Consider the following 23,979-nt stretch of genomic DNA (forward strand, 5'->3'; position numbering starts at 1 on the left):
CAGGCCGGATTTGGCCGCGGCGCGCGCTCGTCTAACATGCAAACCCACCCAGCGTTAAGCCGAAGCGATGGCCGAAGACAACAGGGGAGACCGAAGCCGGACGCCGCGCACCCTCGCGCGGGCCCTCGTGCTGCCCCGGATCGGGTGGACTTCCATCGATTTCGGCTTCCTCGACGGCCGCGAATGGCTTGCGGGAAATCTGGCCAGAGAGGTCGAGCAGCGGCGGCTTTTCCCTTGGATCGCCGTCTGTTTCGGGCTCGGCATCATCCTGTTCTTTCAGGCCGATGCACCCGCTCTCTGGGCGCCGGTGGGGGCTTTCGTCCTTTGCACCACTGTCGCAGCGGGCTTGCGCCGGCGCCCGGTGCCGCTTGCCGTCATGATCGGGTTTGCCGCGCTTTTCGCCGGGTTCTCGGCCGGAGCGATCCGCGCCCGGAGCGTCGCGGCTCCGGTTCTCGCCCGCATGACGATTGCGCCGGTCGCAGGCTTCATCGAGGCCGTGGAGGACCGGGAGCAGGGCAAGCGGCTGCTGATCCGCGTTGCCGAGCTGAAGGGCGTTCCCGATGCGGAAAGACCGCATCTGGTGCGCGTGTCGGTGCGGAACGGGGAGGGGCTGGCGGCAGGGCTCTTCGTCACCGGAACGGTGCGCCTCCTCCCGCCGCCGCAGCCCGCCTGGCCGGGAGGGTACGACTTCGCGCGGGACGCCTATTACAAGGGCATCGGTGCCGTCGGGTCCTTCACGGGTGCGGTGAAGCAAGCCGATCCGCCATCGGATCCGCCCTGGTCCGTCCGGGTCGCGGCCCAGGTGGACGGCGCGCGCAACGCCCTGACCCATCGCATCGCCTCCGCCATCGGCGGCCCCGCGGGCGGTGTCGGCGCGGCTCTGGTGACGGGCAAGCGGGGGCTGATCGGCGAGCCGACGAACGACATGCTGCGTGGGGCCGGGATCTATCACATCGTGTCCATCTCGGGCCTCCACATGGTGCTGGCGGCCGGGACCTTCTTCTGGCTCGCCCGCGCCCTGCTGGCCCTGGCGCCGTCGCTGGCCCTGCTCTGGCCGGTCAAGAAGATCGCTGCCGTCGCGGCCATGCTCGGCGCGAGCGTCTATTGCGTATTCTCGGGATCGGACGTGGCGACCGTTCGCTCCCTCATCATGACTCTGGTCATGTTCGGCGCGATCCTGGCGGACCGGCCGGCCCTGAGCATCCGGAACCTGTCGATCTCGGCCCTCATCGTTCTTGCCCGCGAGCCCGAGGCGCTGCTCGGCCCGAGTTTCCAGATGTCGTTCGGAGCCGTCGCCGCCATGATGAGCCTCGTGCCCCTCATGCAGCGGGCAAGGCCGGAGGCGGGGCCCCGGACCCTGGCCGACCAAGCCCTGCGATGGGCGGGGCAGGGGATCGTCGGCCTGATGGCGACCACACTGGTCGCGAGTCTCGCCACGGCGCCGTTCGCCGCCTATCACTTCCAGACGCTGAACCCCTACGGCCTGATCGGCAATGCGCTGGCCCTGCCGCTCGTCTCCTTCGTCGTCATGCCGTCTGCCGTGCTGGGCGTCCTGGCCTATCCGTTCGGCCTCGACGGACCCGTCTGGCAGGTCATGGGCTGGGCGGTGGCGCAAGTGCTGGAGGTCTCGGCCCTCGTGGACGGCATTGCAGGCTCCACCGTCGTGGTGCCGGCCCTCGGGATCGGTGCTCTGGGCCTGCTCAGCCTCGCGCTCCTCATCGTGACCCTTCCCGCCTCCGCCCTGCGCTGGCTCGCGCTGCTTCCGGCCGGAATGGGCGTCGCCTTTGCGGCCGCTCCGGGCCGGTTCGATATCTATGTCGACCGGGAGGGGACGGGCGCCGCGATCCGCGGCACGGACGGCAGGCTCACCTTCGTGGGCCGACCGTCGGCCTTCGTGATGGAGCAGTGGCTGCGGGCGGACGGGGATGGCCGCGCGGCGGACGATGCCGGCCTGAGGCAGGACGCCCGGTGCGATGCGGCCGGATGCGTGGTGGCGGCGAAGGTCGGCCGCCATGTGGCCTTCGTGCAGGACCTGTCGGCCTTCGAGGAGGATTGTCGCCGCGCTGCGGTCGTGATCGCCCGTCTCGACGCGCCGGAGACGTGCGGGGCCGTTCTCGTGCTCGACAGGGATGCGCTGGCCGCCAGGGGCGCGACCGCGATCCGCCTCGGCGAAGCGGAGATCGAGATCAGATCCGTCCGCAAGGGACGCGAGACCCTGCCGTGGACCGGCCCGGTGGCATCGGCCGGCAAAAAGAAGGACGGGGCGCGCCCGGCGCGACCCGTCCCTGAACAGGATCTCCCGGGAGAGGAGATCAGTAGCGGCGAACCAGACTGACCAGCTTGCCCTGGATCTTGACCCGATCCGGGCCGAGCACGCGGGTCTCGTAGGCCTGATTGGCGGCTTCCAGCGCAATCGACGAGCCGCGGCGGCGGAAGCGCTTGAGGGTCGCTTCCTCGTCGTCGATCAGGGCCACGATGATGTCGCCCGTATTGGCGGTGTCCTGCTTGCGGATCACCACGAGGTCGCCGTCGAGAATGCCGGCCTCGACCATCGAGTCCCCTCGGACCTCGAGGGCATAGTGCTCGCCCTGGGCCAGGAAGTCCTGGGAGAGGGTGATCGAGTGGCTGCGGTTCTGGATGGCCGAGATCGGCACACCGGCCGCGATCCGGCCCATGACCGGGATCGACATGTCGCGGGTCCGCTCCTCCACGGGCGCCGGAGCCGGCGCCTTGGCCTTGGCGGCGAGACCGCCCTCGACCACGCTCGGGGTGAAGCGACGCTGCGCCGCCGCACCGCCCACGGTCTCCGGCAGGCGGAGAACCTCCAGGGCGCGGGCCCGGTTGGGCAGGCGGCGGATGAAGCCGCGCTCCTCGAGCGCCGTGATCAGGCGGTGGATGCCGGATTTGGATTTGAGATCGAGCGCATCCTTCATCTCGTCGAAGGACGGCGGAACCCCGGTCTCACGCAGCCGCTCATGGATGAAGCGGAGCAATTCGTGCTGTTTACGCGTCAGCATGGCTAGCCCTTACTGCTCCGCAAAGGAGCGATTCTGAAACAAAGCAAGAACAGGGTAACTGTTCTCGCTGTGTTCTGCAAGTCTAAGGCCAAGCTGAATCGACGCTTTTCAGCAAAACCGGTCGAGCCGGACGATCCGGCAGGGCTCTCCCGCCCGTGCTTCCGGAGCGTGCGGAGCCCTGACGAGCAGGGCGTCCGAGCGGGTCAGGATGCCGAGCATGGAGGAGTCCTGCGTGGAATGGGGCCTTGCGACCGTAAGTCCCAGCGGTGAGCCGCGAAAATCGACCTCGTGCACCGAAAGGCTCGCGCGCATGTAGTCCTGCCTATCGCCGTTCGCCGGAAGATCGCTGCCGAGAAGGGCGGATTCCGTCGGGTCTGCTCCCGCCAGCGGATCGCCTGCGAGAGCCCTGATGGCCGGAACGAGGAAGAGGATCGCGCAGACGAGGGACGAGACCGGATTGCCCGGGAGGCCGAGCAGCAGCGTCGATCCCAGCCGGCCGTGCATCAGCGGCTTGCCCGGCCGCAACGCCACGCGCCAGAACCCGAGGTCCATCCCATGCCGGGCGAGGGCCTTCTGCACCAGGTCGTGCTCGCCGACGGAGGCGCCGCCGAGGGTCACCAGAATGTCGGCGCGGGCATCCAGGGCGGCCTGGATGCGCTCTTCGAGAGAATCGAGCGTGTCCCGGGCGATGCCGAGATCGAGCGCCTCGCCGCCGGCCTTCTCCACCATCAGCGCGGTGGCGGGCAGGCTCGAAGCGGTGATCTGGTCCGGTCCCGCAGGCTCGCCCGCCCGCACCAGTTCGTCGCCCGTGGCGAGAATCGCGACCCGGGGCCTGCGCCGGACGGGAAGCTCCCCATGCCCCATGGCGGCCGCGAGGGCGATGTGGCGGCTGTCGAGGCGTGTGCCCGCTTCGAGCAGCCTGTCGCCTTCCTTGAAGTCGAGACCGGCTGCGCGGATGTGACGATGGGGGGCGGAGGCCTCCGTCACCGTCACGCGGCCGTCGGCCCGTTCCGTGTTCTCCTGGATGACCACGGAATCGGCGCCGTCCGGCAGGGGGGCTCCGGTGAAGATGCGCACGGCCTGCGAAGGCCCGACGGTGCCGGGAAAGCGGTTGCCCGCCGCACTCGTGCCGATCACGTCGAGGGTCACGGGAAACCGGGCGATGTCGTCCGCGCGTACCGCATAGCCGTCCATGGCCGAGGCGGGGAACGGCGGCTGGTCGCGAAGCGCGACCACGCCCGCCGCGAGGGTGCGGCCCGCACAGTCGATCAGGGCCGCCCGCTCCACTTCGGTCGGTGCGGATACACCGGCCAGGACACGGCGCAGAGCCTCCTCGACCGAAATCAGACTCATGGGGCCTCGTAGGTTCCGGAGCGGCCGCCGCTCTTGTGGCGCAAGCGGATGTTCTCGATGCGCATGCCTTTGTCGGCGGCCTTCACCATGTCGTAGACGGTCAGGCACGCCACCGAGACGGCGGTGAGCGCCTCCATCTCGACGCCGGTCTGGCCGGAAACCTTCACCTCGGCGGTGACGCGTACGCCCGGAAGCTCCTCGTCGAGGGCGCAATCCACCTTCACCTTCGAGATCATCAGGGGATGGCAGAGCGGGATCAGCTCGTGCGTCTTCTTGGACGCCATGATGCCGGCGAGCCTCGCGGTGCCCAGCACGTCGCCCTTCTTGGCGTCTCCCTGACGGATCAGCGCCACCGTCTCGCGGGTCATCACCACGCTTCCCTCGGCGATGGCGGTGCGGCTGGTGACGGCCTTGTCCGAGACGTCGACCATGTTGGCCGCGCCGGATGCGTCCAGATGCGTCAGCCCGCTCATGCGGCCTCGCCGAACAGAAGACGCCGCGTGGCGGCACTCACATCCGCCTGCCGCATCAGGCTCTCGCCCACGAGGAAGGTGCGGATGTTCACCTTCGTCAGCCGGGTGATGTCGTCCAGGGTGAAGATGCCGCTCTCGCCCACGACGATGCGGTCCGCCGGGATCAGCGGCGCCAGCTCCTCGCTGACGGCGAGCGACACCTCGAAGGTGCGCAGATTGCGGTTGTTGATGCCGACGAGCTTCGTGCCGAGCGGCAGGGCGCGGTCCAGTTCGGCGCGGTCGTGCACCTCGACGAGCACGTCCATTCCGAGGCCGTGGGCGGTTTCGATCAGGTCACGGGCCTCGCCGTCCGAGACGCTCGCCATGATGACGAGGATGCAGTCGGCGCCCCAGGCGCGGGCCTCGTATACCTGGTAGGGCTCGAACAGGAAATCCTTGCGCAGGGCCGGCAGACCCGAGGCGTCGCGCGCCTGCGCCAGATATTCGGGCCTGCCTTGAAAGGAAGGCTCGTCGGTGAGCACCGAGAGGCAGGTTGCGCCGCCCTCGGCATAGGCCCTCGCCAGGGCGGGCGGGTCGAAATCGGCCCGGATCAGCCCCTTGGACGGGCTGGCCTTCTTCACCTCGGCAATCAGGGCCGGGCGATCCTCTGCCAAGTGGCGCTCGATGGCGGCGGCGAAGCCGCGCGGAGGCGCCATGTCTTGGATGCGCCGCTCCAGCTCGGCCTGCGGCACAGCCGCCTTGGCGGCCGCGATCTCCTGGCGCTTGTAGGCTTCGATGCGCGCGAGAACGTCGCTCATGACCTGTCCTCACGCATTCGATGCGATGACGAGGTGTTCGAGCGCTGCCTTCGCCGCACCCGTATCGAGGGAGCGCGAGGCGCGGTCCAGCCCGTCGCGGAGGTTGGCGGCTTCGTCGGCCACGACCAATGCGGCGGCGGCGTTCAGGAGAGCGACGTCGCGATAGGGGATCCGCGAACCTTCGAGCACGGCACGAAGCTGCGCGGCATTGTGCGCCGGATCGGCGCCTTTCAGGTCCTCCAGCTTCGCGACGGGAAGGCCGACCTCCTCGGGGGTGACGGTGAAGCGGCGAATGGTGCCGTTCTCGAGGGCGACCACATGGGTCGCGCCCGTGGTAGTCATCTCGTCGAGGCCGTCGGAGCCGTGCACGGTCCAGATCTTCTTGGAGCCGAGCTCCTTCAGAACCTGGGTCAGGGGTTCGAGCCAAGCCTCTGAAAACACGCCGAGAAGCTGGCGCGAGACGCCGGCCGGATTCGACAGCGGTCCGAGCAGGTTGAAGATGGTCCGTGTGCCCAGCTCCACGCGCACGGGCGCCACGTGGCGCATGGCGGCGTGGTGCGTCTGCGCGAACATGAAGCACAGGCCCACATCCTTCAGGCACCGCTCCAGTCCCGCAGGATCGAGGCCGAGCTTGACGCCCAGCGCCGAGAGCACGTCCGCCGTGCCGGATCTGGAGGAGGCGGCACGGTTGCCGTGCTTGGCGACGGGAACGCCGCAGCCGGCCACGATGATCGAGGCCAGGGTCGAGATGTTGTAGCTGCCGGAATGGTCGCCTCCGGTGCCGACGATGTCGACCGCTTTCTCGGGTGCCTTCACGGTCAGCATCCGGCCGCGCATGGCCGAGACGGCGCCCACGATCTCGTCCAGAGCCTCTCCGCGCACCCGCAGAGCCATGAGAAAGGCGCCGCCCTGGGCAGGCGTGACCTCGCCCGAGAGCAGGTCGTCGAAGGCGTCGCGCGCCTCTTCCCGGGAGAGGGAGGCTCCCGTGGCCACCTTGGCGAGATAGGATTTGAAGGATTCCATCGGTCTCAATGCCCTGAAGCCGCATCGGTGCGGCTCTTGTCGTGGTTGGCGTTCCAGGCCGCGGCCAGTTCGAAGAAGTTGCGCATGATCGTGGCGCCGTGCTCCGACAGGATGCTCTCCGGATGGAACTGCACCCCGTGAATCGGCAGCGTCTTGTGCGACAGGCCCATGATCAGCCCGTCCGGCGTCTCGGCGGTCACGGCGAGGTCGGACGGGCAGGTCTGCCGGTCGACGATGAGCGAATGGTACCGGGTGGCCTTGAACGGTCCGTTGATGCCGCGAAACACCGCCTGGCCCTGATGCTCCACCTCGGAGACCTTGCCGTGCATCGGCAGCGGGGCGCGGGAGACCGTGCCGCCGAAGGCCTGGCCGATGGTCTGCAGGCCGAGGCAGACGCCGAACGTCGGAATCTCGGGAGCCGCGCGTTTCACCAGATCGAGGCAGATGCCGGCCTCGTTGGGCGTGCAGGGTCCGGGAGAAAGCACGATGGCGTCCGGCGGCGAGGCCAGAACCTCCTCGGTCGTCGTGGCGTCGTTGCGGACGACCTGGACCGAGGTGGCGAGCGGACCGAGCAGATGCACCAGATTCCAGGTGAAGCTGTCGTAATTGTCGATGACGAGGACGCGGGTCATGATGCAGGAAACGTTTGCCTATGCGGCGGGCTTGGTCAAGCGAAGCATGGGCCCGGCGCTCACTGGCCGAACCTCGATTGCGTCGCGAAGCGCACGGCCTCTTCCGCCGCGCGGAACAGGGCCTTCGCCTTGTTGATGCATTCCTGCTGCTCGGAGGCCGGATCGGAATCGTAGACGATGCCGGCGCCCGCCTGGACGGCCATGCGTCCGTCCTTCACGACGGCGGTGCGCAGCACGATGCAGGTGTCCATCTCGCCGTTGGCGCCGAAATAGCCGATGCAGCCGGCATAAGGCCCGCGCTTGTCCTTTTCCAGCTCGTCGATGATCTCCATGGCGCGCACCTTCGGCGCGCCCGAGACGGTGCCAGCCGGAAAGCCCGCCACGAGGGCGTCGAGGGCATCGAAGCTCTCGTCGAGGCGGCCTTCCACGTTCGACACGATGTGCATGACCTGGCTGTAGTATTCGAGGAAGAACGAGTCCGTCACCTGGACGGAGCCCATCTCCGCCACCCGTCCCACGTCGTTGCGGCCGAGATCGAGCAGCATCAGGTGCTCGGCGCGCTCCTTCTGGTCGGCGAGAAGGCTCTCCGCATGGGCGCGGTCCTCGGCGGCCGTGGCGCCGCGCGGGCGGGTGCCCGCGATGGGCCGGATCGTGACCTTGCCGCCGCGAACGCGAACGAGGATCTCGGGCGAGGAGCAGACGATCTGGAAATCCTCGAAATCGAGATAGCACAGGAACGGCGCGGGGTTGATGCGCCGGAGCGACCGGTAGAGCGCGAAGGCGGGCAGCGGGAAGGCGGCCTCGAAGCGCTGGGACAGAACCACCTGAAAGATGTCGCCGGCGCGGATGTATTCCTTCGCCTTCGCCACCATGCCCTCGAACTCTTCCGGCGTGGTGTTCGAGACCGGCGGCTCGAAATCGACCTCCCGCGGATCGGTGCGGTGCTCGAAGGGCAGGGGGCGTTCGAGGGCGAAGGTCACCTCTTCCAGCCGCGCCAGGGCGGCCTCATAGGCCACTTTGGCGGTGACGCCCTCCTTCGGGCGCACGGGAGCGATGAGCGAGATCTCGTCCTTCACGGCGTCGAACACGACCATGACCGTCGGACGCAGGAGAATGGCGTCGGGAACCTTCAGCGCGTCCGGGTTGGGCTCCGGCAGGCGCTCCATCTGGCGCACCATGTCGTAACCGAGATAGCCGAACAGGCCCGCCGCCATGGGCGGCAGATCCTCGCCGAGGGGCAGGGCGCTCTCTGCGATGAGGGCGCGCAGGCTCTCCAGGGGCGGAAGCTTCTCCCTGCTGAAGCGGCCTGCATGGTCGAGCGCCCGCCGGTCGATGGACGCGACGCCGTCCTGGCAGCGCCAGACGAGGTCGGGATCCAGCCCGATCATCGAGAACCGGCCGCGGACGGCTCCGCCCTCGACGGATTCCAGCAGGAAGGCCGATCCCTTGCGGCCGTGCCGCAGCTTCAGGAAGGCCGCGACGGGGGTCAGCAGGTCGCCGACGAGGCTGGTGCGGAGTACGCCGGCCTCGCCTGCATTATAGGCCTTCGCGAAGGCGTCGAAATCGGGCGCGATGACCATGAGAGCTAGATTTCGCCCCCCGTGGCCAGGCGCAGCGCCTGTTGGTTGATGGTCACGCCCAACTCCTGGCGCACCTGTGCGATGTACTGGTTGAGCAGGTCGTCGCTCATGCCGTTGCGGAGCTGGTTCTCGATGTTCTGCGCCTCCTGCGTGGTCGTGACGAAGGGCGGCACGGTGGCGCCCGTCACCCGGAAGACGGCGCGGGTATCGGCGCCGTTGGCGGCGTTGCCGGCCTGGCCCACCGGAATGGAGAAGATCCGGCCGACGGCCTCGGCGGTCAGGTCGTCCTTGGGGGCATTGCGGGTGAGGTCGGCGGCGGCCTTCACGGGAGCGTTGATCTCCTGGGCCACGGCCTCGATGGTCTCGCCCTTCTGAAGCCGCTCGGTCAGCTGCCGCGCCTGCTCGGCGAGGCGCTGGGCGATCTGATCCTCGCGCCACTGGGTCGCCACCTGGTCGCGAACCTCGTCGAGGGTCTTTTCGCGGGCGGGCTCGATTCCGGTCACGTCGTACCAGACATATCCCCCGCCCGAGCGCCGCAGGGCCTCGTTGTCGACGCCGATGTCGGACGCGAAGGCGGCCCTCACGACAGCCTCGCGCTCCGGGATGTCGACCGGGTTTCCGGCCTTGTCGAGCCCCTGGGCGTCCACGGCGGGCACCTGGACCACGGTCAGGCCTTTCTCCTGGGCAATCTCGGCGAGGGGGCGGGCGCTGGCGCGCATGTCCTCGATGGAATCGTGCAGGTCATCGATCTCGTTCCGAGCACGCTCCTGGGCGATCTCGGCGCGTACCTCGCCCGCCACCTCCTCGAAGGGGCGCACGGCTTCAGGCTGGACCTGGGTGACGCGGACGAGGACCGGTCCGAAACGGCCCGCGACCGGGCCGCTCGTGGCGCCCTGCTCGAGCGCGAAGGCGGCATCGGCGACGGCCGGGTCCACCATCTCGGCCCGGGTAAAGGTGCCGAGCTCCAGGTCCTGGGGTGCGATGTTGCGCTCCGCCGCGATGGCGTCGAAGGTGGCGCCTTCCTTGATCCGGTTGAAGGCGGCCTCCGCCTCCTCCGGGCTGGAGAAGGTGATCTGCTGGATCGTCCGGCGCTCCGGCGTGCCGTAGCGGGCCTTCTGCTGCTCGTAGCGTTGGCGGGCATCCGCATCGCTGACGCTTTCCGGCTTCGCGAGCGAGGCGGCATCGACCGCCATGAGGGAGACGGCGCGGTACTCAGGCGCCTGATAGGCGCTCTTGCGCTCGTTGTAGAAGCTCTGGAGCTGCTCCTCGGTCGGGGCGGGAATCTCGCCGGCCATCTGAGGCGTCAGGACGAAATACGAGGCGGTGCGACGCTCGTTGGCGTAGCGGTGGAGCGCCTCGCGGGCGGCGAGCGGCACCGTCAGTTCCCCGGCGATCGCCTCCGCCAGGTGGATGCGGGCCATGGCAAGGCGCTGCTCCTGCACGAAGCCGGCTTCGGACAGGGAAGCGTTGCGCAGGGCCTGGTCGAACAGGGCCCGGTTGAACTGGCCGTCGGCGCCGCGGAAGGCCGGGTTCTCCATGATGGAGCGGGCGACGAGCTGGTCGGAGACGCTCAGGCCGAGCTCCCGGGCCCGTTCCGCCATGACCGCCTCGGTGACGAGGGTGGACAGGACCTGCTGGTCGAGGCCGAAGGCGCGCGCCTGCTGGGGCGTGATGACGGTCCGGAACTGGCGGCCGAGGCGCTGCAGCTCGTTGTTGTAGGCATTGCGGACCTGGTCGATCGTGATCTCGGTATCGCCGACCTGGGCCACCGTGGTCGGGGCCGACGCCCGGAAGATGTCGCCGATGCCCCAGATGGCGAAGCTGAGGATCAGAACGCCGAATAGGATGGTGGCGATGATTTTGCCGACCAGGCTCTGCCCGGCCTTGCGCATTCCTCGAAGCATCGTGAACCCGTTTCCTTGAAACTCGTTAAGAGGCCGATAGCCGATCAAGAGCCCGACGAAAAGGGCAAGTCTGGTTGAAACGCGACCTAACCCTCTGCTACTGCCATTTTACGATAAGCGTGACAGGAGTGCCTGAATGAGCGTCGATAGGCCGCGCCCGCTGGTTGCGGGCAACTGGAAGATGAACGGGCTGAGGATGTCGGCCAAGGTTCTGGGCGACATTCAGGCGGGCTACACGCCCGGCCTCAAGGCCAAGGTCGATCTGCTGGTCTGCCCCCCGGCAACGCTGCTTTACACCTTCGCCCATATTTCCGTCGGCTCCCGGATCGCCGTCGGCGGCCAGGACTGCCACGCCAAGGAATCGGGGGCCCACACGGGCGACATCTCGGCCGAGATGCTGGCGGATGCCGGAGCGACCTACGTCATCGTCGGCCATTCCGAGCGGCGCCAGTTCCACGGCGAAAAGGACGCCGATGTCTGCGCCAAGGCGGTCGCGGCGCACCGGGCGGGCCTCACGGCCGTCGTCTGCGTGGGCGAGACCCGGGAGGAGCGCGAGGCGGGCAAGACCCTCAACGTGGTCAAGAAGCAGCTTCGCGGCTCCATTCCGGTCGATTCGAACAGCCAGAACCTCGTGGTCGCCTACGAGCCGGTCTGGGCCATCGGCACTGGGCTCACTCCCACGGCCGCCGACGTGGCGGAGGTGCACGGGCTGATCCGCGAGGAGCTGAAGCGCCTCGTCGGCAAGGCCGACCATGGCAAGGTGCGCATCCTCTATGGCGGCTCGGTGAAGCCCTCGAACGCGGCCGAGCTGATGGCCGTCGAGAACGTCGACGGCGCCCTCGTGGGCGGGGCCAGCCTCGTCGCGGCGGACTTTCTCGCCATCGCCGGCGCGTATCTCACATAAGTGTTCGGCAAAAGGGTCCTTGCGGGTCTTTGATCCCGCGCACACCTATGCTACAGGCCGCCCCAACGAACAGAAGCGAGCGGTCGACGCCCACCGGCGCGGCCGCTTGAGGTTTTTGGAACGATGCAAACAGTTCTCATCATTGTCCACCTGATCATTGTCCTTGCCCTGATCGGCGTGGTTCTCCTGCAGCGCTCCGAGGGCGGCGGCATGGGTCTCGGCGGCGGAGGCGGCGGAGGCGGCGTGTCCGGCTTCATGACCGGCCGCGGCCAAGCCAACGCGCTCACCCGCACCACGGCGATTCTGGCGGCGCTCTTCTTCGTGACCAGCATGGCGCTGGCCATCATGGCGACCACGAACCGCGGCCCGCGCTCGATCCTGGACGGTACCTCTCCGACCGCTCCGGCCGGCCAGCAGGCTCCCGCGGGCGGAGGCGGCAACGTGCTCGAGCAGCTCCAGCGGCTGCAGGGCGACCAGCCCGCTCCGGCCCCGGCCCCCGCGCCGGGCGCTCCCGCACCGGCGGTTCCCGCGCCCGCACCGGCGCCGGCGGCACCCCAGGTGCCCCAGTCTCAGTAAAACAAACAGGGCCGGTCCTTCCGGCCCTCTCTTTTTGTGGATGGCAAACGAGCGGCCGGGTTCGCGATTGCGAATCGGCGCTCCTTCTTTATGGATAGGGGTCCATGACGCGGTACGTATTCATCACCGGCGGCGTGGTGTCTTCGCTCGGCAAGGGCTTGGCTTCGGCCGCCCTGGGAGCGCTTCTCCAAGCACGCGGCTACAGTGTCAGGCTTCGCAAGCTCGACCCATATCTCAACGTCGATCCGGGGACCATGAGCCCCTATCAGCACGGCGAGGTCTTCGTGACCGACGACGGCGCCGAGACCGACCTGGATCTGGGCCATTACGAGCGCTTCACCGGCGTGCCGGCCACCAAGGCCGACAACATCACCACGGGCCGGATCTATCTCGACATCATCACCAAGGAGCGGCGCGGCGACTATCTCGGCGCCACGATCCAGGTGATCCCGCACGTCACCAACGCCATCAAGGACTTCGTTCTCACCGGCAACGAGGGCTTCGACTTCGTTCTCGTCGAGATCGGCGGCACGGTGGGCGACATCGAGGGCCTGCCGTTCTTCGAGGCGATCCGCCAGCTCGGCAACGACCTGCCGCGCGGGCAGGCGATCTACACCCACCTGACCCTTCTGCCCTTCATCCCGTCCGCGGGCGAGCTGAAGACGAAGCCCACCCAGCACTCCGTGGCGGAGCTTCGCTCCATCGGCATCCAGCCGGACATCCTGCTCTGCCGCACCGACCGCGAGATCCCGAAGGACGAGCGCCGCAAGCTGGCCCTGTTCTGCAACGTGCGCGAGACGGCGGTGATCGAGGCGCGCGACGCGCCCTCCATCTACGACGTGCCGCTGGCCTATCACGAGGCCGGGCTCGACAGCGAGATTCTCGCCGCCTTCGGCATCGAGGACGCGCCCGCGCCGGACCTGAGCCGCTGGACGCGGATTTCCAACCGGGTCCACAACCCGGAGGGCGAGGTCACCATCGCGGTGGTCGGCAAGTATACCGGCCTCAAGGACGCCTATAAGTCGCTGATCGAGTCGCTCCACCATGGCGGCATCGCCAACCAGGTGAAGGTGAACCTGAACTGGATCGAGAGCGAAGTCTTCGAGCGCGAGGATCCGGCGCCGTTCCTGGAAGGCATTCACGGCATCATGGTGCCGGGCGGCTTCGGCCAGCGCGGCTCCGAGGGCAAGATCCGCGCCGCGCGCTTCGCCCGCGAGCGCAAGGTGCCGTATTTCGGCATCTGCTTCGGCATGCAGATGGCGGTGATCGAGGCGGCGCGGTCGCTGGCCGGGATCGAGGAGGCCAGCTCCACCGAGTTCGGCCCCACGCCGGAGCCGGTGGTGGGCCTGCTGACCGAATGGCTGCGCGGCAACGAGCTGGAGAAGCGCGCCGCGGGCGGCGACCTGGGCGGCACCATGCGGCTCGGCGCCTACCAGGCCAAGCTCACCCCCGGCAGCAAGGTAGCCGAGATCTACGGCGGCACGGAAATCTCCGAGCGCCACCGCCACCGCTACGAGGTCAACATGTCCTACCGCGAGAAGCTGGAGCAGAAGGGCCTGCGCTTCTCCGGCGTCTCGCCGGACGGCATCCTGCCGGAGATCGTGGAATACGAGGACCACCCCTGGTTCATCGGCGTCCAGTACCACCCCGAGCTGAAATCCCGCCCCTTCGAGCCGCACCCGCTCTTCAAGAGCTTCATCCATGCGGCGGTGGAGCAGAGCCGGCTGGTGTGACGGCCGGTGCCGAGCTTATGAACGAAAAAAGCCCCGCGGCCGGTGTGCCGCGGGGCTTTTCTTTGGTTCATAAGAGGGTGAACGGCTCTCTATTGGTTTTCGCCAGGAATGCTCCTCATTCCCTGCTCAGATGAAGAAGAAGTCCTTGTGGGTGAGGGTCTCGCCCTCCTTCTTCTGGAACTTGAAGCTGGCGATCTCCACCATGGCCTTGCGGCCCGAGCCGTCCACGTCCCAGTACAGCTTCTTGCCCTTGAGGATGAAGAAGTCGTCCTTGTCCGTGGCCTTGCTGCCCTTCTTGAAGTAGCTCGCCTTGAGCTTGGCCGGCTTGTCGAGCGAGGCGTTCTTTTTCTTCAGGTACTTGGCGATGGTCTTGTTGGTGAAGGCCGCATCGTCGAAGAACAGGCTGTCGTACTTGGAGCCGAAGTCGTAGATCTTGTCCTTGTTCCGGTTGGCCACGCTCTTGCTGGTGAGCTTGGTGTCGAACACGAAGGCGTCCTTGCTGGTCTTGCCCTTGCCGCCGTAGAGCTTGTCCTTGCCCGCGCCGCCGCCGAGCACGTCACGACCGGCATCGCCCTTGAGCGTGTCGTTGCCCGCGCCGCCGAACAGCCGGTCGTTGCCCACCCCGCCGGAGAGCTGGTCTCTGAGGGCGCCGCCCCAGAGCACGTCGTGATCGGCCGTGCCGGCGGTGACCTCCGGGTTGACGTCAGCGACATTGATGACGAGATCCTGGTCGACAATGTGGGTGCCGTCGCTGACCCGCACCTTGATCGTGTGCGAGGCCGCCTGCTCGAAGTCGAGCTTGAAGCCGTTCGCCACCAGGATCTGGTTGCCCTGGAGGACGAAACGTCCGCCGGCATTGTCGAGGAGCTGATAGGTGAGGGTCTCGTCCGCATCGGCCGTGGACGAGAGCGTGCCGACCAGGGAACCGGCCGCTGCATATTCCGCCGCCGTGCTCCCGCTCAGAACCGGAGCCGCCGGGGCATTGTTCACCGGAGGCGTCACCGGCTCGTCGTCGTCCTGGATCTTGCCGGTGGCGATGCGGTTCTCGGCATCGATGGTGGCATTGCCGCCCTCGAACTGCGACAGCTCGACCGTGAAGGTCTCCTCGTCCGCATCGTCGACTGCATCCTTGTTGACGCGAACCGTGACGAAAGCCTCGAACTCGTCGTTCGCGAAGCTGACGGTGCCGGATGTACCGGAGAAGTCGTCCTCGCTGGCGGTTCCGGTGTTCAAGGTCCAGCGGACGGTGGACTCGGAGCCGAAGGTGTCGCGGGTGACCTTGAACGTCACTTCGGTGGTGCCCTCACCGGTGCCCTCTATCACCGTCTTGGTGAGGGAATCGGCCGCGAACCGGACAATCGGCGGGGTGTTTTGATCGTGGACGGTGAAGGTGTAGGTCTTTACGTGCCTGAAGGTGGCATCAGAGGAGCGATTTTCATCGTAGGCCACTACCTGTAAGCTTCTACCGGTGCCCACATCGGCGTCGGTGATCGGGGCGTTGGTTTTAATCTGGCCCGATGCCGGGTCGATGCTGAACTTGCCGTGAGCGGTCACGAGCTGGTCGTTCACCAGGAAAGCGAACTTGTTGTTCCGGTAGGCGTCGGTCCGGTCCAGGTCGATCCAGGTGGCTTGGACGAGGTTAATGTTCTCACCCGTGGTGCCGGCCCGCATTACGTTCTGTTGCGCGCTGAAGGTGACATCTGTCGGCTTCTCGTTGACGTCCTCGATCTTGATCTTGAGCGCCTGTGTCGCGCTATAGAACGCGCCATCGTAAGCCTTCACATAGACCGTGTAGAAATCTTCGTCAGCCGGAAGCGTTTCCAGATCGAGAGTATGTTCAGGATCGAACTCGATCCGCCCCGTCGTGTTGATCCTGAATAACCCGCCCGCATTGCCGCCGTTCGCCTGCGTGGTATCGAACTCGAACGTGATTTGGTCTGCAGGCGTGCGATCGTCCGAGGAATAGAGCGTACTCGCGAAGGGGGCGTTCTCCTGCGTCGTGACTTCGAGAGCGCCTTGACCGAAGGTCGGAGCCGATGGAGGCGTACCGGGATCGGTGTAGATGCCGCTCTCATCCTCGATAACATCGATGTTCTGCGCAAAAATCCGCGTCTTTTCTTCTTGCGTGAACGTCCCGGTCGTGAGTTTTATCCGCTCGCCACCGCTTGCGGTGCCGATGCCGAGAAAGGCGGTATTCTTATCGGCCACGATAAGACGGGTATCACCATTCGGTCCGAGCTTGATGGCTGCAATATTGAACACCGCCTTCGTGCTGAAATCGTAGGTCTCGGCTGCGCCTGTTAGCTGCAGAATGTTCGTGCCACCCTTTCCGTCAACGACATAGAATTGGGCCAGGCGGTTCGAATTGGTAACGAAGGTATCATCGCCGTTCGAGCCGTGGAGCAGTTCGAAGCCGCTGAGGACTTCGCCGGCCCTCAGGTCGATAGAGCCTGGTCCGGCCATTGCAAGAATATCCTGACCGCCTCCGGCCTCGGTGACATCGCCCGTATTGATGCCGTCCGACTCAACCATGAGAGTTTCATTCGCGTCGGTCCCGGTGGCGATTTCGACCTGCCCCGTCAGAAGCTCTATTTCCGTCAATGTAAAACGGCGCTGAAAAATTTCGTCTGAGCTTACCCATGTAACGATCCAACTGCCATCTTCCATGCTCGCTGTATCGGAGAATATCTGATCGCCCTGAGTCGTCGCATTGATCCGAATTTCTGGACCAATCGGCGCACCTTCCGTGCTATAACGCTGCTGATAAAGACCCAACCCTGACCCATCTTGGTTTTTTGAACTCCATGTAACAATCCAGCCGCCGTCCTCCATGGCAGTCGCGGAAGGTCTGAATTGGTGGTCCGCAGTCGTAGTGTTGACACGTGTCTCCGTTCCGAACGCCGATCCATCGGCATGATAGCGCTGTTGATAAACACCTGTGTCTGAACCGTCTTGATCAAGGGAGGTCCAGATAACTATCCAGCCGCCATCGCCGAGCCCAACCACCTTCGACTGACTTTGGTTATTGGCAACAGTGGTATTAACGCGGGTTTCTGTGCCGACGGGCGCTCCATTGGAAGCGTACCGTTGTTGAACCACGCCGAATCCGCTTGGGTCTGTAGAGCTGTTATCGATGGTCCAAGTGACGATCCATCCGCCGTCTGTAAGTGCAGCAACACTTGGGTCGGCAGCGGAAAGGTGCGCTGGAGATTGGCCTACCCGAGTTTCCCCACCATTAGGTAAGCCACTCGCATCATAACGCTGTTGATAGATGTAGCTGCGTCCATCTGCGAATGTTCGCCAAGTTACCACCCATCCGCCGTCCGCGAGCCCAGTAACGCTTGGCTCTTCTTGTGTATTTTCGGTTGTGGTATTGACCCGTGTTTCAGGCCCTATCGTATTTCCGTCGGCACCGTAGCGCTGCTGATAGACGCTATGGTTCATCTCGTATTCCGTGCCGTTCCACTGGCCGTATGACTGCCAGGTTACGACCCAACCGCCATCGCTAAGGGCTGTGACGGCGGCGAGTTCCTGACTACCGGGAACATAGCTATTGACCCGGGTTTCAGGCCCTGATGCAGTGCCGTCAGCATTGTAGCGCTGCTGATAGACGCCATTCATGTATCCATCCTGGTCCAGCGATTGCCAGGTCACTACCCACCCGCCACCGGCCAGTCTTGTTATCGATGGAAAGGTCTGAGTATGTGTTGCCCAGGTATTGACCTGCGTCTCCGGCCCCGCCTGGATCACCGTAAATGCCATGGTACGCGCTCCCGCCCTTGATAACGACATGAAATAACTTTGCGGAAGACCTAGCGGAGGCTGTTTGTAAAACCTACTCCTCGAACAGGGAGGGTGAGGCGAAGCTATCGCCCCAACCCCCTGATTCCCCGTTGGAAACTCGCCGCCCCGGCCACATCATGGCTTGTCCCGCGCCTTGTGCCCGGGCTATGGCTGGAAAAAGGTATGTTCCCTTAGGAAAAGGCCCTCCATGCAGCGCCGCATCGACCACCTCGTCGTCGCCGTTCACGATCTCGACGAGGCGTCGAGCCTTTATCAGCGGCTCGGGTTTCAGGTCGGGGCGCGCAACCGCCATCCCTGGGGCACCGAGAACCGGCTGGTGCAGCTGCAATCCTCGTTCATCGAGCTGATCGCGCTCGGGGAGGGGGCGGAGATCCCGCCGCACGAGGAGGGCCGGTTCAGCTTCGGGGCCTTCCTGCGGGATTATCTGGAACAGCGCCAGGGACTGGCGATGCTCGTTCTCGACAGCGGCGATGCCGAGGCCGATGCGCGGGCTTTCGCCGAGAGCGGGATCGGCGCCTTCGAGCCCTTCTTCTTCGAGCGCCGGGGGCGCAAGCCGGACGGCACGCCGACCCAGGTCGCCTTCACCCTGGCCTTCGCCCGCAGCGAGGCGGCGCCGCAGGCGAGCTTCTTCGTGTGCCAGCACCATTTCCCCGAGAACTTCTGGAACCCGGAATTCCAGCGCCACGACAACAAGGCGGTGGACATCGCCGCCGTGGCCTTCGCGGCGCCGGAGCCCCAGCGCCATGCCGATTTCCTGGCGGCCTTCACGGGATCGGAGCCGCGCCGGGTCGCCGACCGGGACGTCTCGTTCCCGCTGAAGGGCGCGCATCTCGACGTGATGACGCCGGACGACGCGGCCGAGGTCTACGGCTCGGTGGAGGTCGATCCCGCGCAGCCGTCCCTCGCGGCCTTTTCCGTCCGCGTGGAGGATATCGGCCGGCAGGGGCGGTGGCTGGATGCGGCCGAAATCCCGTATCAGCACATCGGCAGCCGCATCGTGGTGCCGGCCAGCGCCGCTTTCGGCGTCGCGATCGCGTTCGAAGCAACGTAGTATCGGGCCGATTCGCCGACAAACCAAAAAGTCTTCGGGGGCTACCGTCATGAACTACCTGGCCGATCTCGCCAGCTTTCTCGTCTTCTTCGTCGTCGCGACGGTGCTCGTGGCGCTCTACCTCGCGGTCTACACGCTCGCGACCATGCACAACGAGTTCGCGCTGATCCGCCAGAACGTGATCTCGGCCGCCACGGCCTTGGGCTTCAGCCTCGTGGGCTTCGCGCTGCCGCTCGCCAGCGCCATCGTGCATGCCCAGACCATCGTCGATTGCCTGCTCTGGGGCCTCGTCGCCCTCGTGGTGCAGATCCTGGTTTATTGGCTCGTGCGCATCGTGATGCCGAACCTGTCCCAGCGCATTGCCGCAGGGGAAATGGCGGCGGCGCTCTTCCTCGGAGCGGCCTCGCTCTCCGCCGGGATCATCAACGCCTCGGCGATGACGTTCTGATGCGCTCCGTGAGGGAGTGACAGGGAAACGCTTTTCGTCCGCTCCCAAACAGGCTAGTGACGCCCCATGACCGATACGCAATCCCGTTCCGCCACCGTCGAGGCCGGCTCCGTCCGGTTCGGCAACCATCTGCCGCTCAGCATCATCGCCGGGCCCTGCGCCATGGAAAGCCGCGACCACGCGCTCGAAATGGCCTCGGCGCTCAAGGAGATGGCGGGGAGGCTCGGCATGGGCCTCGTCTACAAGTCGTCCTTCGACAAGGCGAACCGCACCTCGATCTCGAGCGCGCGCGGCATCGGGCTCGACAAGGCGCTGTCGGTCTTCGCGGAGGTCAAGGAGAGCCTGGGCCTTCCGGTCCTCACCGACGTTCACGAGAACGAGCAATGCGCCCCCGTGGGCGAGGTGGTGGACATCCTCCAGATCCCCGCCTTCCTCTGCCGCCAGACCGACCTTCTCCTCGCCGCCGCCAGGACGGGCCGGGTGGTGAACGTGAAGAAGGGGCAGTTCCTGGCCCCGTGGGACATGGCGAACGTGGCGGCGAAGATCACGGCGGCGGGCAACCCGAACGTGATGCTCACCGAGCGCGGCGCCTCCTTCGGCTACAACACGCTGGTTTCCGACATGCGGTCCCTGCCGATCATGGCCGGGACCGGGGCGCCGGTCATCTTCGACGCCACCCATTCCGTGCAGCAGCCCGGCGGCCAGGGCGCCACCTCCGGCGGACAGCGGGAATTCGTGCCGGTCCTCGCCCGGGCGGCGGTCGCGGTCGGCGTCGCGGGCGTCTTCATCGAGACCCACCAGGACCCGGACAAGGCCCCCTCGGACGGCCCCAACATGGTGCCGCTCAGGGAGCTGGAGGGGTTGCTCGCCCAGCTCAAGGCCTTCGACGCGCTGGCGAAGAACGGGCGGGCCTGAGGTCCGGCATTGCGCCGGTTCCATGCCCCACTCGGGGGGCAGGTCTGCAGCGCTGGCTGTCGTCCGGGCGGGAAGCCGTGATATGGAAGCTCAGGCTCCGACGAGCCTTCCAGAACCGGGCGCCATGTCTCCTCGCAATCTGATCCTCATCCTGGGCACGAGCGGCTTTGCGGGCACGTTCTCCTCCCGCGCGGTCGAGCCCATGGTCGGCGTGATCTCCCGGGACCTGAACACCGATCCGCAGACCATCGCGCTTCTCTCCGCCGCCTTCGCCCTGCCTTACGCCTTCATCCAGCCGATCCTCGGGCCCATCGGCGACGCGCTCGGCAAGGAGCAGGTCATGAAGGTGGCCTTGTCGCTGCTGTTCCTGGCGCTGGGCCTCTCGTTCTTCGCGCCCGACGCGACCACGCTCTTCGTGCTGCGCATCGTCGCCGGCGCGGCGGCGGGCGGGGCGGTGCCGCTCTCCATCGCGCTCATCGGCGACCGGGTGGAGATGGCCCAGCGGCAGGTGGCGCTCAGCCGCTATCTCGTCGCCATCATCGTGGGCCAGCTCGCCGGCTCCTCCTTCGCGGGGCTGCTGGCGGAGCTCGTCGGGTGGCGCGGCGTCTTCGCCCTTTCCACCGCCATGATGGCGGTCGCCCTGGCCGCGACCCTCATCGGCTTTCGCCGGGCGCCACCGGGCGGCGCCTTCGACATGGCCAAGGCGCTGCGGCGCTACCGGGACATCCTCTCGAATCCGCGGGCGCTCGCCCTGTTCGGCTTCGTCTTCGTGGAATCCCTCGCGGTCTTCGGCATCTTCCCCTACATCGCGCCCCTGCTGGAGGAGCGGGGCGGCGGAGGGCCCACCCAGGCCGGCTTCGCCATCGGCGGCTTCGCGGTCGGCGGGCTGGTCTATTCGATCCTCGTCACCTGGATGCTGCGGCGTCTCGGGATCGGCCGCATCCTCATCGGCGGCGGCCTTTTCGCCGCCTCGGCCCTGGTGGTCCTCGGCTTCGGCGGGGACTGGAAGCTCGACGCCGCGGCCCTGCTGTTGATGGGTCTGGGCTTCTACATGCTCCACAACACCTTCCAGGCCCAGGTGACCGAGGTCGCGCCGCAGGCGCGCGCCTCGGCCGTGGCGCTCCATGCCTTCTCGTTCTTCTGCGGGCAGGCCCTCGGTGTGGTCGTCATGGGCGTGGGCCTGCGAGGCATCGGTCTCACGGCCTCCACGGGAGTGGCGGCCGTGGTCATTCTGGGCGTGGGACTGACAGCCGCCTTCGTCCTGACGCGGCCGACGCCTCAGACGCGGGGCCGGTAGGGCGCGACGCCCTGATCGGGCAGCCAGAGATTCTTCGGCAGCTCGCCGGTCTGCCAGAACACGTCGATGGGAATGCCGCCGCGCGGATACCAATAGCCGCCGATGCGAAGGTAGCGGGGCTCCAGCAGCTCCGCGAGGCGCTTGCCGATGGAGACCGTGCAATCCTCGTGGAAGGCGCCGTGGTCGCGGAAGCTGTGCATGTAGAGCTTCAGGGACTTGGATTCGACGAGCCATTCGCCCGGCACGTAGTCGATCACGAGAATCGCGAAATCCGGCTGGCCCGTGACCGGGCAGAGGGAGGTGAACTCGGGCACCGTGAAGCGGGCGAGATAGTCGGTGTCGGGGTGCGGGTTCGGCACCCGGTCGAGCTTGGCTTCCTCCGGGGAACGGGGGAGGGCGCTCGCCTGGCCGAGCTGGAGAGGGATATCCGTCACTGGAAATGTCCTTGGGATGGCTGCGGTGAATCTGGGGCTCGTCCTTGCCCACCTCCGGTTTTCGGTCAATAAGCCACTTCATGACGTGAGGCCGCACCTTCCCGCCTCGCAGCCTTCAGGAGCCCGTTTCATGACCGCGATCATCGACGTTCACGCTCGCCAGATCCTCGACAGCCGGGGCAACCCCACCGTCGAGGTGGATGTGACCCTGGAAGACGGCTCCCTGGGCCGCGCCGCCGTTCCCTCGGGAGCCTCCACCGGCGCCCATGAGGCGGTGGAACTGCGCGACGGCGACAAGTCCAAGTATCTCGGCAAGGGCGTGCTGAAGGCCATCGAGGCGGTGAACAGCGAGATCCTCGACGCCATCGGCGGCATGGACGCCGAGGAACAGATCGCCATCGACGAGACGATGCTCGAGCTCGACGGCACCCCGAACAAGTCCCGCCTCGGCGCAAACGCCATCCTCGGCGTGTCCCTGGCGGTGGCGAAGGCTGCGGCCGACGCCTCGGCCCTGCCGCTCTACCGCTACGTGGGCGGCACGCAGGCGCGCGTCCTGCCGGTGCCGATGATGAACATCATCAATGGCGGCGCCCACGCGGACAACCCCATCGACTTCCAGGAGTTCATGGTCATGCCCGTGGGCGCGCCGACGCTTTCCGAGGCGGTCCGCATGGGCTCCGAGATCTTCCACACCCTGAAGAAGGCCCTGAAGGACGCCGGCCACAACACCAATGTGGGCGACGAGGGCGGCTTCGCGCCGAACCTGCCGACCGCCGAGGCGGCCCTCGACTTCATCATGAAGTCCATCGAGCAGGCCGGCTACAAGCCGGGACAGGACATCGTCATCGGCCTGGACTGCGCCGCGACGGAGTTCTTCAAGAACGGTGCGTATGTTTACGAGGGCGACGGCCGCAAGCTCAACCCGCAGCAGCAGGCCGAGTACCTCGCCAAGCTCGTCGCCGCCTATCCCATCGCCACCATCGAGGACGGCATGTCCGAGGACGACTGGGAGGGCTGGAAGGCCGTGACCGACCTCATCGGGTCCAAGTGCCAGCTCGTGGGCGACGATCTCTTCGTCACAAACGTGAACCGCCTGTCGGAAGGCATCCAGAAGGGCATCGCGAACTCGCTGCTGGTGAAGGTCAACCAGATCGGCTCCCTGACCGAGACGCTGGCGGCCGTCGACATGGCTCATCGCGCCGGCTACACGGCCGTCATGTCCCACCGCTCCGGCGAGACGGAGGATTCCACCATCGCCGACCTCGCGGTCGCCACCAATTGCGGGCAGATCAAGACCGGCTCGCTCGCCCGCTCCGACCGGCTCGCCAAGTACAACCAGCTCATCCGCATCGAGGAGGAGCTGGGCTCGCAGGCGCGCTATGCCGGCCGGGCCGCGCTGAAGGCGCTGGCCTGAAACCGAGCCTGAGATTCCTTGGGGAAGGGCCGCCACCGGAGGCGGCCCTTTTCTTTTGGCGAGACTGCTTGCAGCCTTGCCGGCTCCCTCATGCCGAAGTCGCGAGAGCGCAGGTCGTTCGATCCGCCCTGGCGGGGCCGAGCCTCATCGGTTCAGGGTGGCTCTCAACTCCTCCTTAACCATAGCGGTGTAAGGATTCCTCTCCGGTCACCGTCCCTGATCGGGCAAGGCTTCCCCCATGGTCATTCGCAGGCGCGCAAGACGAATTCTGATCCCGCTGGTGCTCTACAGCATCGCAGCGGCCGTGGTCGGCTACTTCGTCCACCATGCCCATAGCGGCGCCCGAGGCATCGAGGCACGGCAGCAGTACGAGGCGCAGGCCGAGGAGCTCACGCGGGAACTCGACGCGGTCAAGACCGAGCGGGCCGACTGGGAGCGCCGCATCGCCCTGCTGCGCAGCGACCAGATCGACCGCGACCTGCTGGAGGAGCGGGCCCGGGTCATGCTGGGACGTGTGCACCGCAACGATCTCGTCATCATCACCGGCCCTTAGCGGTTTATCCCGAATTTTCCAGTTAACTGGATTCGAGTTTATCTAAAAAATTCCCGGTCTGTCATATAGTT

Annotated in this window: 20 protein-coding genes; 10 read left to right on the forward strand and 10 right to left on the reverse strand. The window is 66.5% G+C overall.

The window, feature by feature from the left end; genetic code table 11:
• The first annotated feature begins 67 nt into the window (after window positions 1-67).
• A complete protein-coding gene (locus tag LGR44_RS12610) occupies window positions 68-2,335 on the forward strand; it encodes a ComEC/Rec2 family competence protein (RefSeq protein ID WP_226741030.1) in 2,268 nt (755 codons plus the stop codon).
• On the opposite strand, the gene lexA is transcribed toward LGR44_RS12610, so the two are convergent.
• From lexA to LGR44_RS12650, 8 genes are all read right to left on the reverse strand, one after another.
• Window positions 2,313-3,017 carry a transcriptional repressor LexA gene (lexA, locus tag LGR44_RS12615; protein WP_226741032.1) on the reverse strand — a complete coding sequence of 235 codons (705 nt, stop codon included), beginning with the start codon at window positions 3,015-3,017 and terminating at the stop codon, window positions 2,313-2,315. The two genes, LGR44_RS12610 and lexA, sit on opposite strands and share 23 nt — an antisense overlap.
• 108 nt (window positions 3,018-3,125) lie before the next feature.
• Window positions 3,126-4,370, reverse strand: a complete 1,245-nt coding sequence (locus LGR44_RS12620; protein WP_226741034.1) for a molybdopterin molybdotransferase MoeA — start codon at window positions 4,368-4,370, stop codon at window positions 3,126-3,128.
• A complete protein-coding gene (gene moaC / locus LGR44_RS12625) occupies window positions 4,367-4,843 on the reverse strand; it encodes a cyclic pyranopterin monophosphate synthase MoaC (protein WP_226741036.1) in 477 nt (158 codons plus the stop codon). The genes LGR44_RS12620 and moaC overlap by 4 nt, the downstream gene beginning before the upstream one ends.
• Window positions 4,840-5,640, reverse strand: a complete 801-nt coding sequence (trpC, locus tag LGR44_RS12630) for an indole-3-glycerol phosphate synthase TrpC (RefSeq protein WP_226741039.1) — start codon at window positions 5,638-5,640, stop codon at window positions 4,840-4,842. The genes moaC and trpC overlap by 4 nt, the downstream gene beginning before the upstream one ends.
• Window positions 5,641-5,649: 9 nt before the next feature.
• On the reverse strand, window positions 5,650-6,663 hold the full coding sequence (trpD, locus tag LGR44_RS12635; RefSeq protein ID WP_226741042.1) for an anthranilate phosphoribosyltransferase: 1,014 nt from the start codon (window positions 6,661-6,663) through the stop codon (window positions 5,650-5,652).
• Between the two features lie 5 nt (window positions 6,664-6,668).
• Window positions 6,669-7,295, reverse strand: a complete 627-nt coding sequence (locus LGR44_RS12640) for an anthranilate synthase component II (RefSeq protein WP_226741045.1) — start codon at window positions 7,293-7,295, stop codon at window positions 6,669-6,671.
• 59 nt (window positions 7,296-7,354) lie between these two features.
• Entirely contained in the window at window positions 7,355-8,875 is a 1,521-nt protein-coding gene (gene trpE, locus LGR44_RS12645) for an anthranilate synthase component I (protein ID WP_226741049.1), read from the reverse strand.
• A 5-nt stretch (window positions 8,876-8,880) separates the two neighbouring features.
• A complete protein-coding gene (locus LGR44_RS12650; protein ID WP_226741052.1) occupies window positions 8,881-10,779 on the reverse strand; it encodes a SurA N-terminal domain-containing protein in 1,899 nt (632 codons plus the stop codon).
• Window positions 10,780-10,915: 136 nt separating this feature from the next.
• Here LGR44_RS12650 and tpiA point away from each other — a divergent pair, with 136 nt between their 5' ends.
• The 3 genes from tpiA (at window position 10,916) to LGR44_RS12665 (ending at window position 13,992) form a co-directional block, all read left to right on the forward strand.
• Entirely contained in the window at window positions 10,916-11,683 is a 768-nt protein-coding gene (gene tpiA / locus LGR44_RS12655; protein ID WP_226741055.1) for a triose-phosphate isomerase, read from the forward strand.
• A gap of 123 nt (window positions 11,684-11,806) precedes the next feature.
• Complete coding sequence (gene secG / locus LGR44_RS12660) at window positions 11,807-12,259, forward strand: preprotein translocase subunit SecG (RefSeq protein WP_226741057.1); 453 nt, start codon at window positions 11,807-11,809, stop codon at window positions 12,257-12,259.
• A gap of 104 nt (window positions 12,260-12,363) precedes the next feature.
• On the forward strand, window positions 12,364-13,992 hold the full coding sequence (locus tag LGR44_RS12665; RefSeq protein WP_226741058.1) for a CTP synthase: 1,629 nt from the start codon (window positions 12,364-12,366) through the stop codon (window positions 13,990-13,992).
• 126 nt (window positions 13,993-14,118) lie between these two features.
• On the opposite strand, the gene LGR44_RS12670 is transcribed toward LGR44_RS12665, so the two are convergent.
• A complete protein-coding gene (locus LGR44_RS12670; protein WP_226741059.1) occupies window positions 14,119-17,754 on the reverse strand; it encodes a Calx-beta domain-containing protein in 3,636 nt (1,211 codons plus the stop codon).
• Between the two features lie 229 nt (window positions 17,755-17,983).
• Here LGR44_RS12670 and LGR44_RS12675 point away from each other — a divergent pair, with 229 nt between their 5' ends.
• The 4 genes from LGR44_RS12675 to LGR44_RS12690 all read left to right on the forward strand — a co-directional run bounded on the left by LGR44_RS12675 (window position 17,984) and on the right by LGR44_RS12690 (window position 21,507).
• Window positions 17,984-18,847 carry a VOC family protein gene (locus LGR44_RS12675; RefSeq protein WP_226741060.1) on the forward strand — a complete coding sequence of 288 codons (864 nt, stop codon included), beginning with the start codon at window positions 17,984-17,986 and terminating at the stop codon, window positions 18,845-18,847.
• A 49-nt stretch (window positions 18,848-18,896) separates the two neighbouring features.
• Window positions 18,897-19,295, forward strand: a complete 399-nt coding sequence (locus LGR44_RS12680; protein WP_226741061.1) for a DUF350 domain-containing protein — start codon at window positions 18,897-18,899, stop codon at window positions 19,293-19,295.
• A 66-nt stretch (window positions 19,296-19,361) separates the two neighbouring features.
• Window positions 19,362-20,210 (forward strand): 3-deoxy-8-phosphooctulonate synthase, encoded by an 849-nt coding sequence (gene kdsA, locus LGR44_RS12685; protein ID WP_226741062.1) that lies wholly within the window; start codon window positions 19,362-19,364, stop codon window positions 20,208-20,210.
• Between the two features lie 124 nt (window positions 20,211-20,334).
• Window positions 20,335-21,507, forward strand: coding sequence for an MFS transporter (locus tag LGR44_RS12690; RefSeq protein WP_226741063.1), 1,173 nt, complete (start codon window positions 20,335-20,337; stop codon window positions 21,505-21,507).
• Here LGR44_RS12690 and queF read toward each other — a convergent pair.
• Entirely contained in the window at window positions 21,489-21,941 is a 453-nt protein-coding gene (gene queF, locus LGR44_RS12695; protein ID WP_226741064.1) for a preQ(1) synthase, read from the reverse strand. The genes LGR44_RS12690 and queF overlap by 19 nt on opposite strands.
• Before the next feature lie 130 nt (window positions 21,942-22,071).
• Here queF and eno point away from each other — a divergent pair, with 130 nt between their 5' ends.
• Together eno and LGR44_RS12705 are read left to right on the forward strand one after the other, a co-directional pair.
• Window positions 22,072-23,355 (forward strand): phosphopyruvate hydratase, encoded by a 1,284-nt coding sequence (gene eno, locus LGR44_RS12700; protein ID WP_226741065.1) that lies wholly within the window; start codon window positions 22,072-22,074, stop codon window positions 23,353-23,355.
• A gap of 238 nt (window positions 23,356-23,593) precedes the next feature.
• Window positions 23,594-23,908 (forward strand): FtsB family cell division protein, encoded by a 315-nt coding sequence (locus LGR44_RS12705; protein WP_226741066.1) that lies wholly within the window; start codon window positions 23,594-23,596, stop codon window positions 23,906-23,908.
• Window positions 23,909-23,979 lie beyond the last annotated feature (71 nt).

Source organism: Microvirga lenta (genome assembly GCF_020532555.1).
Lineage (GTDB): Bacteria > Pseudomonadota > Alphaproteobacteria > Rhizobiales > Beijerinckiaceae > Microvirga > Microvirga lenta.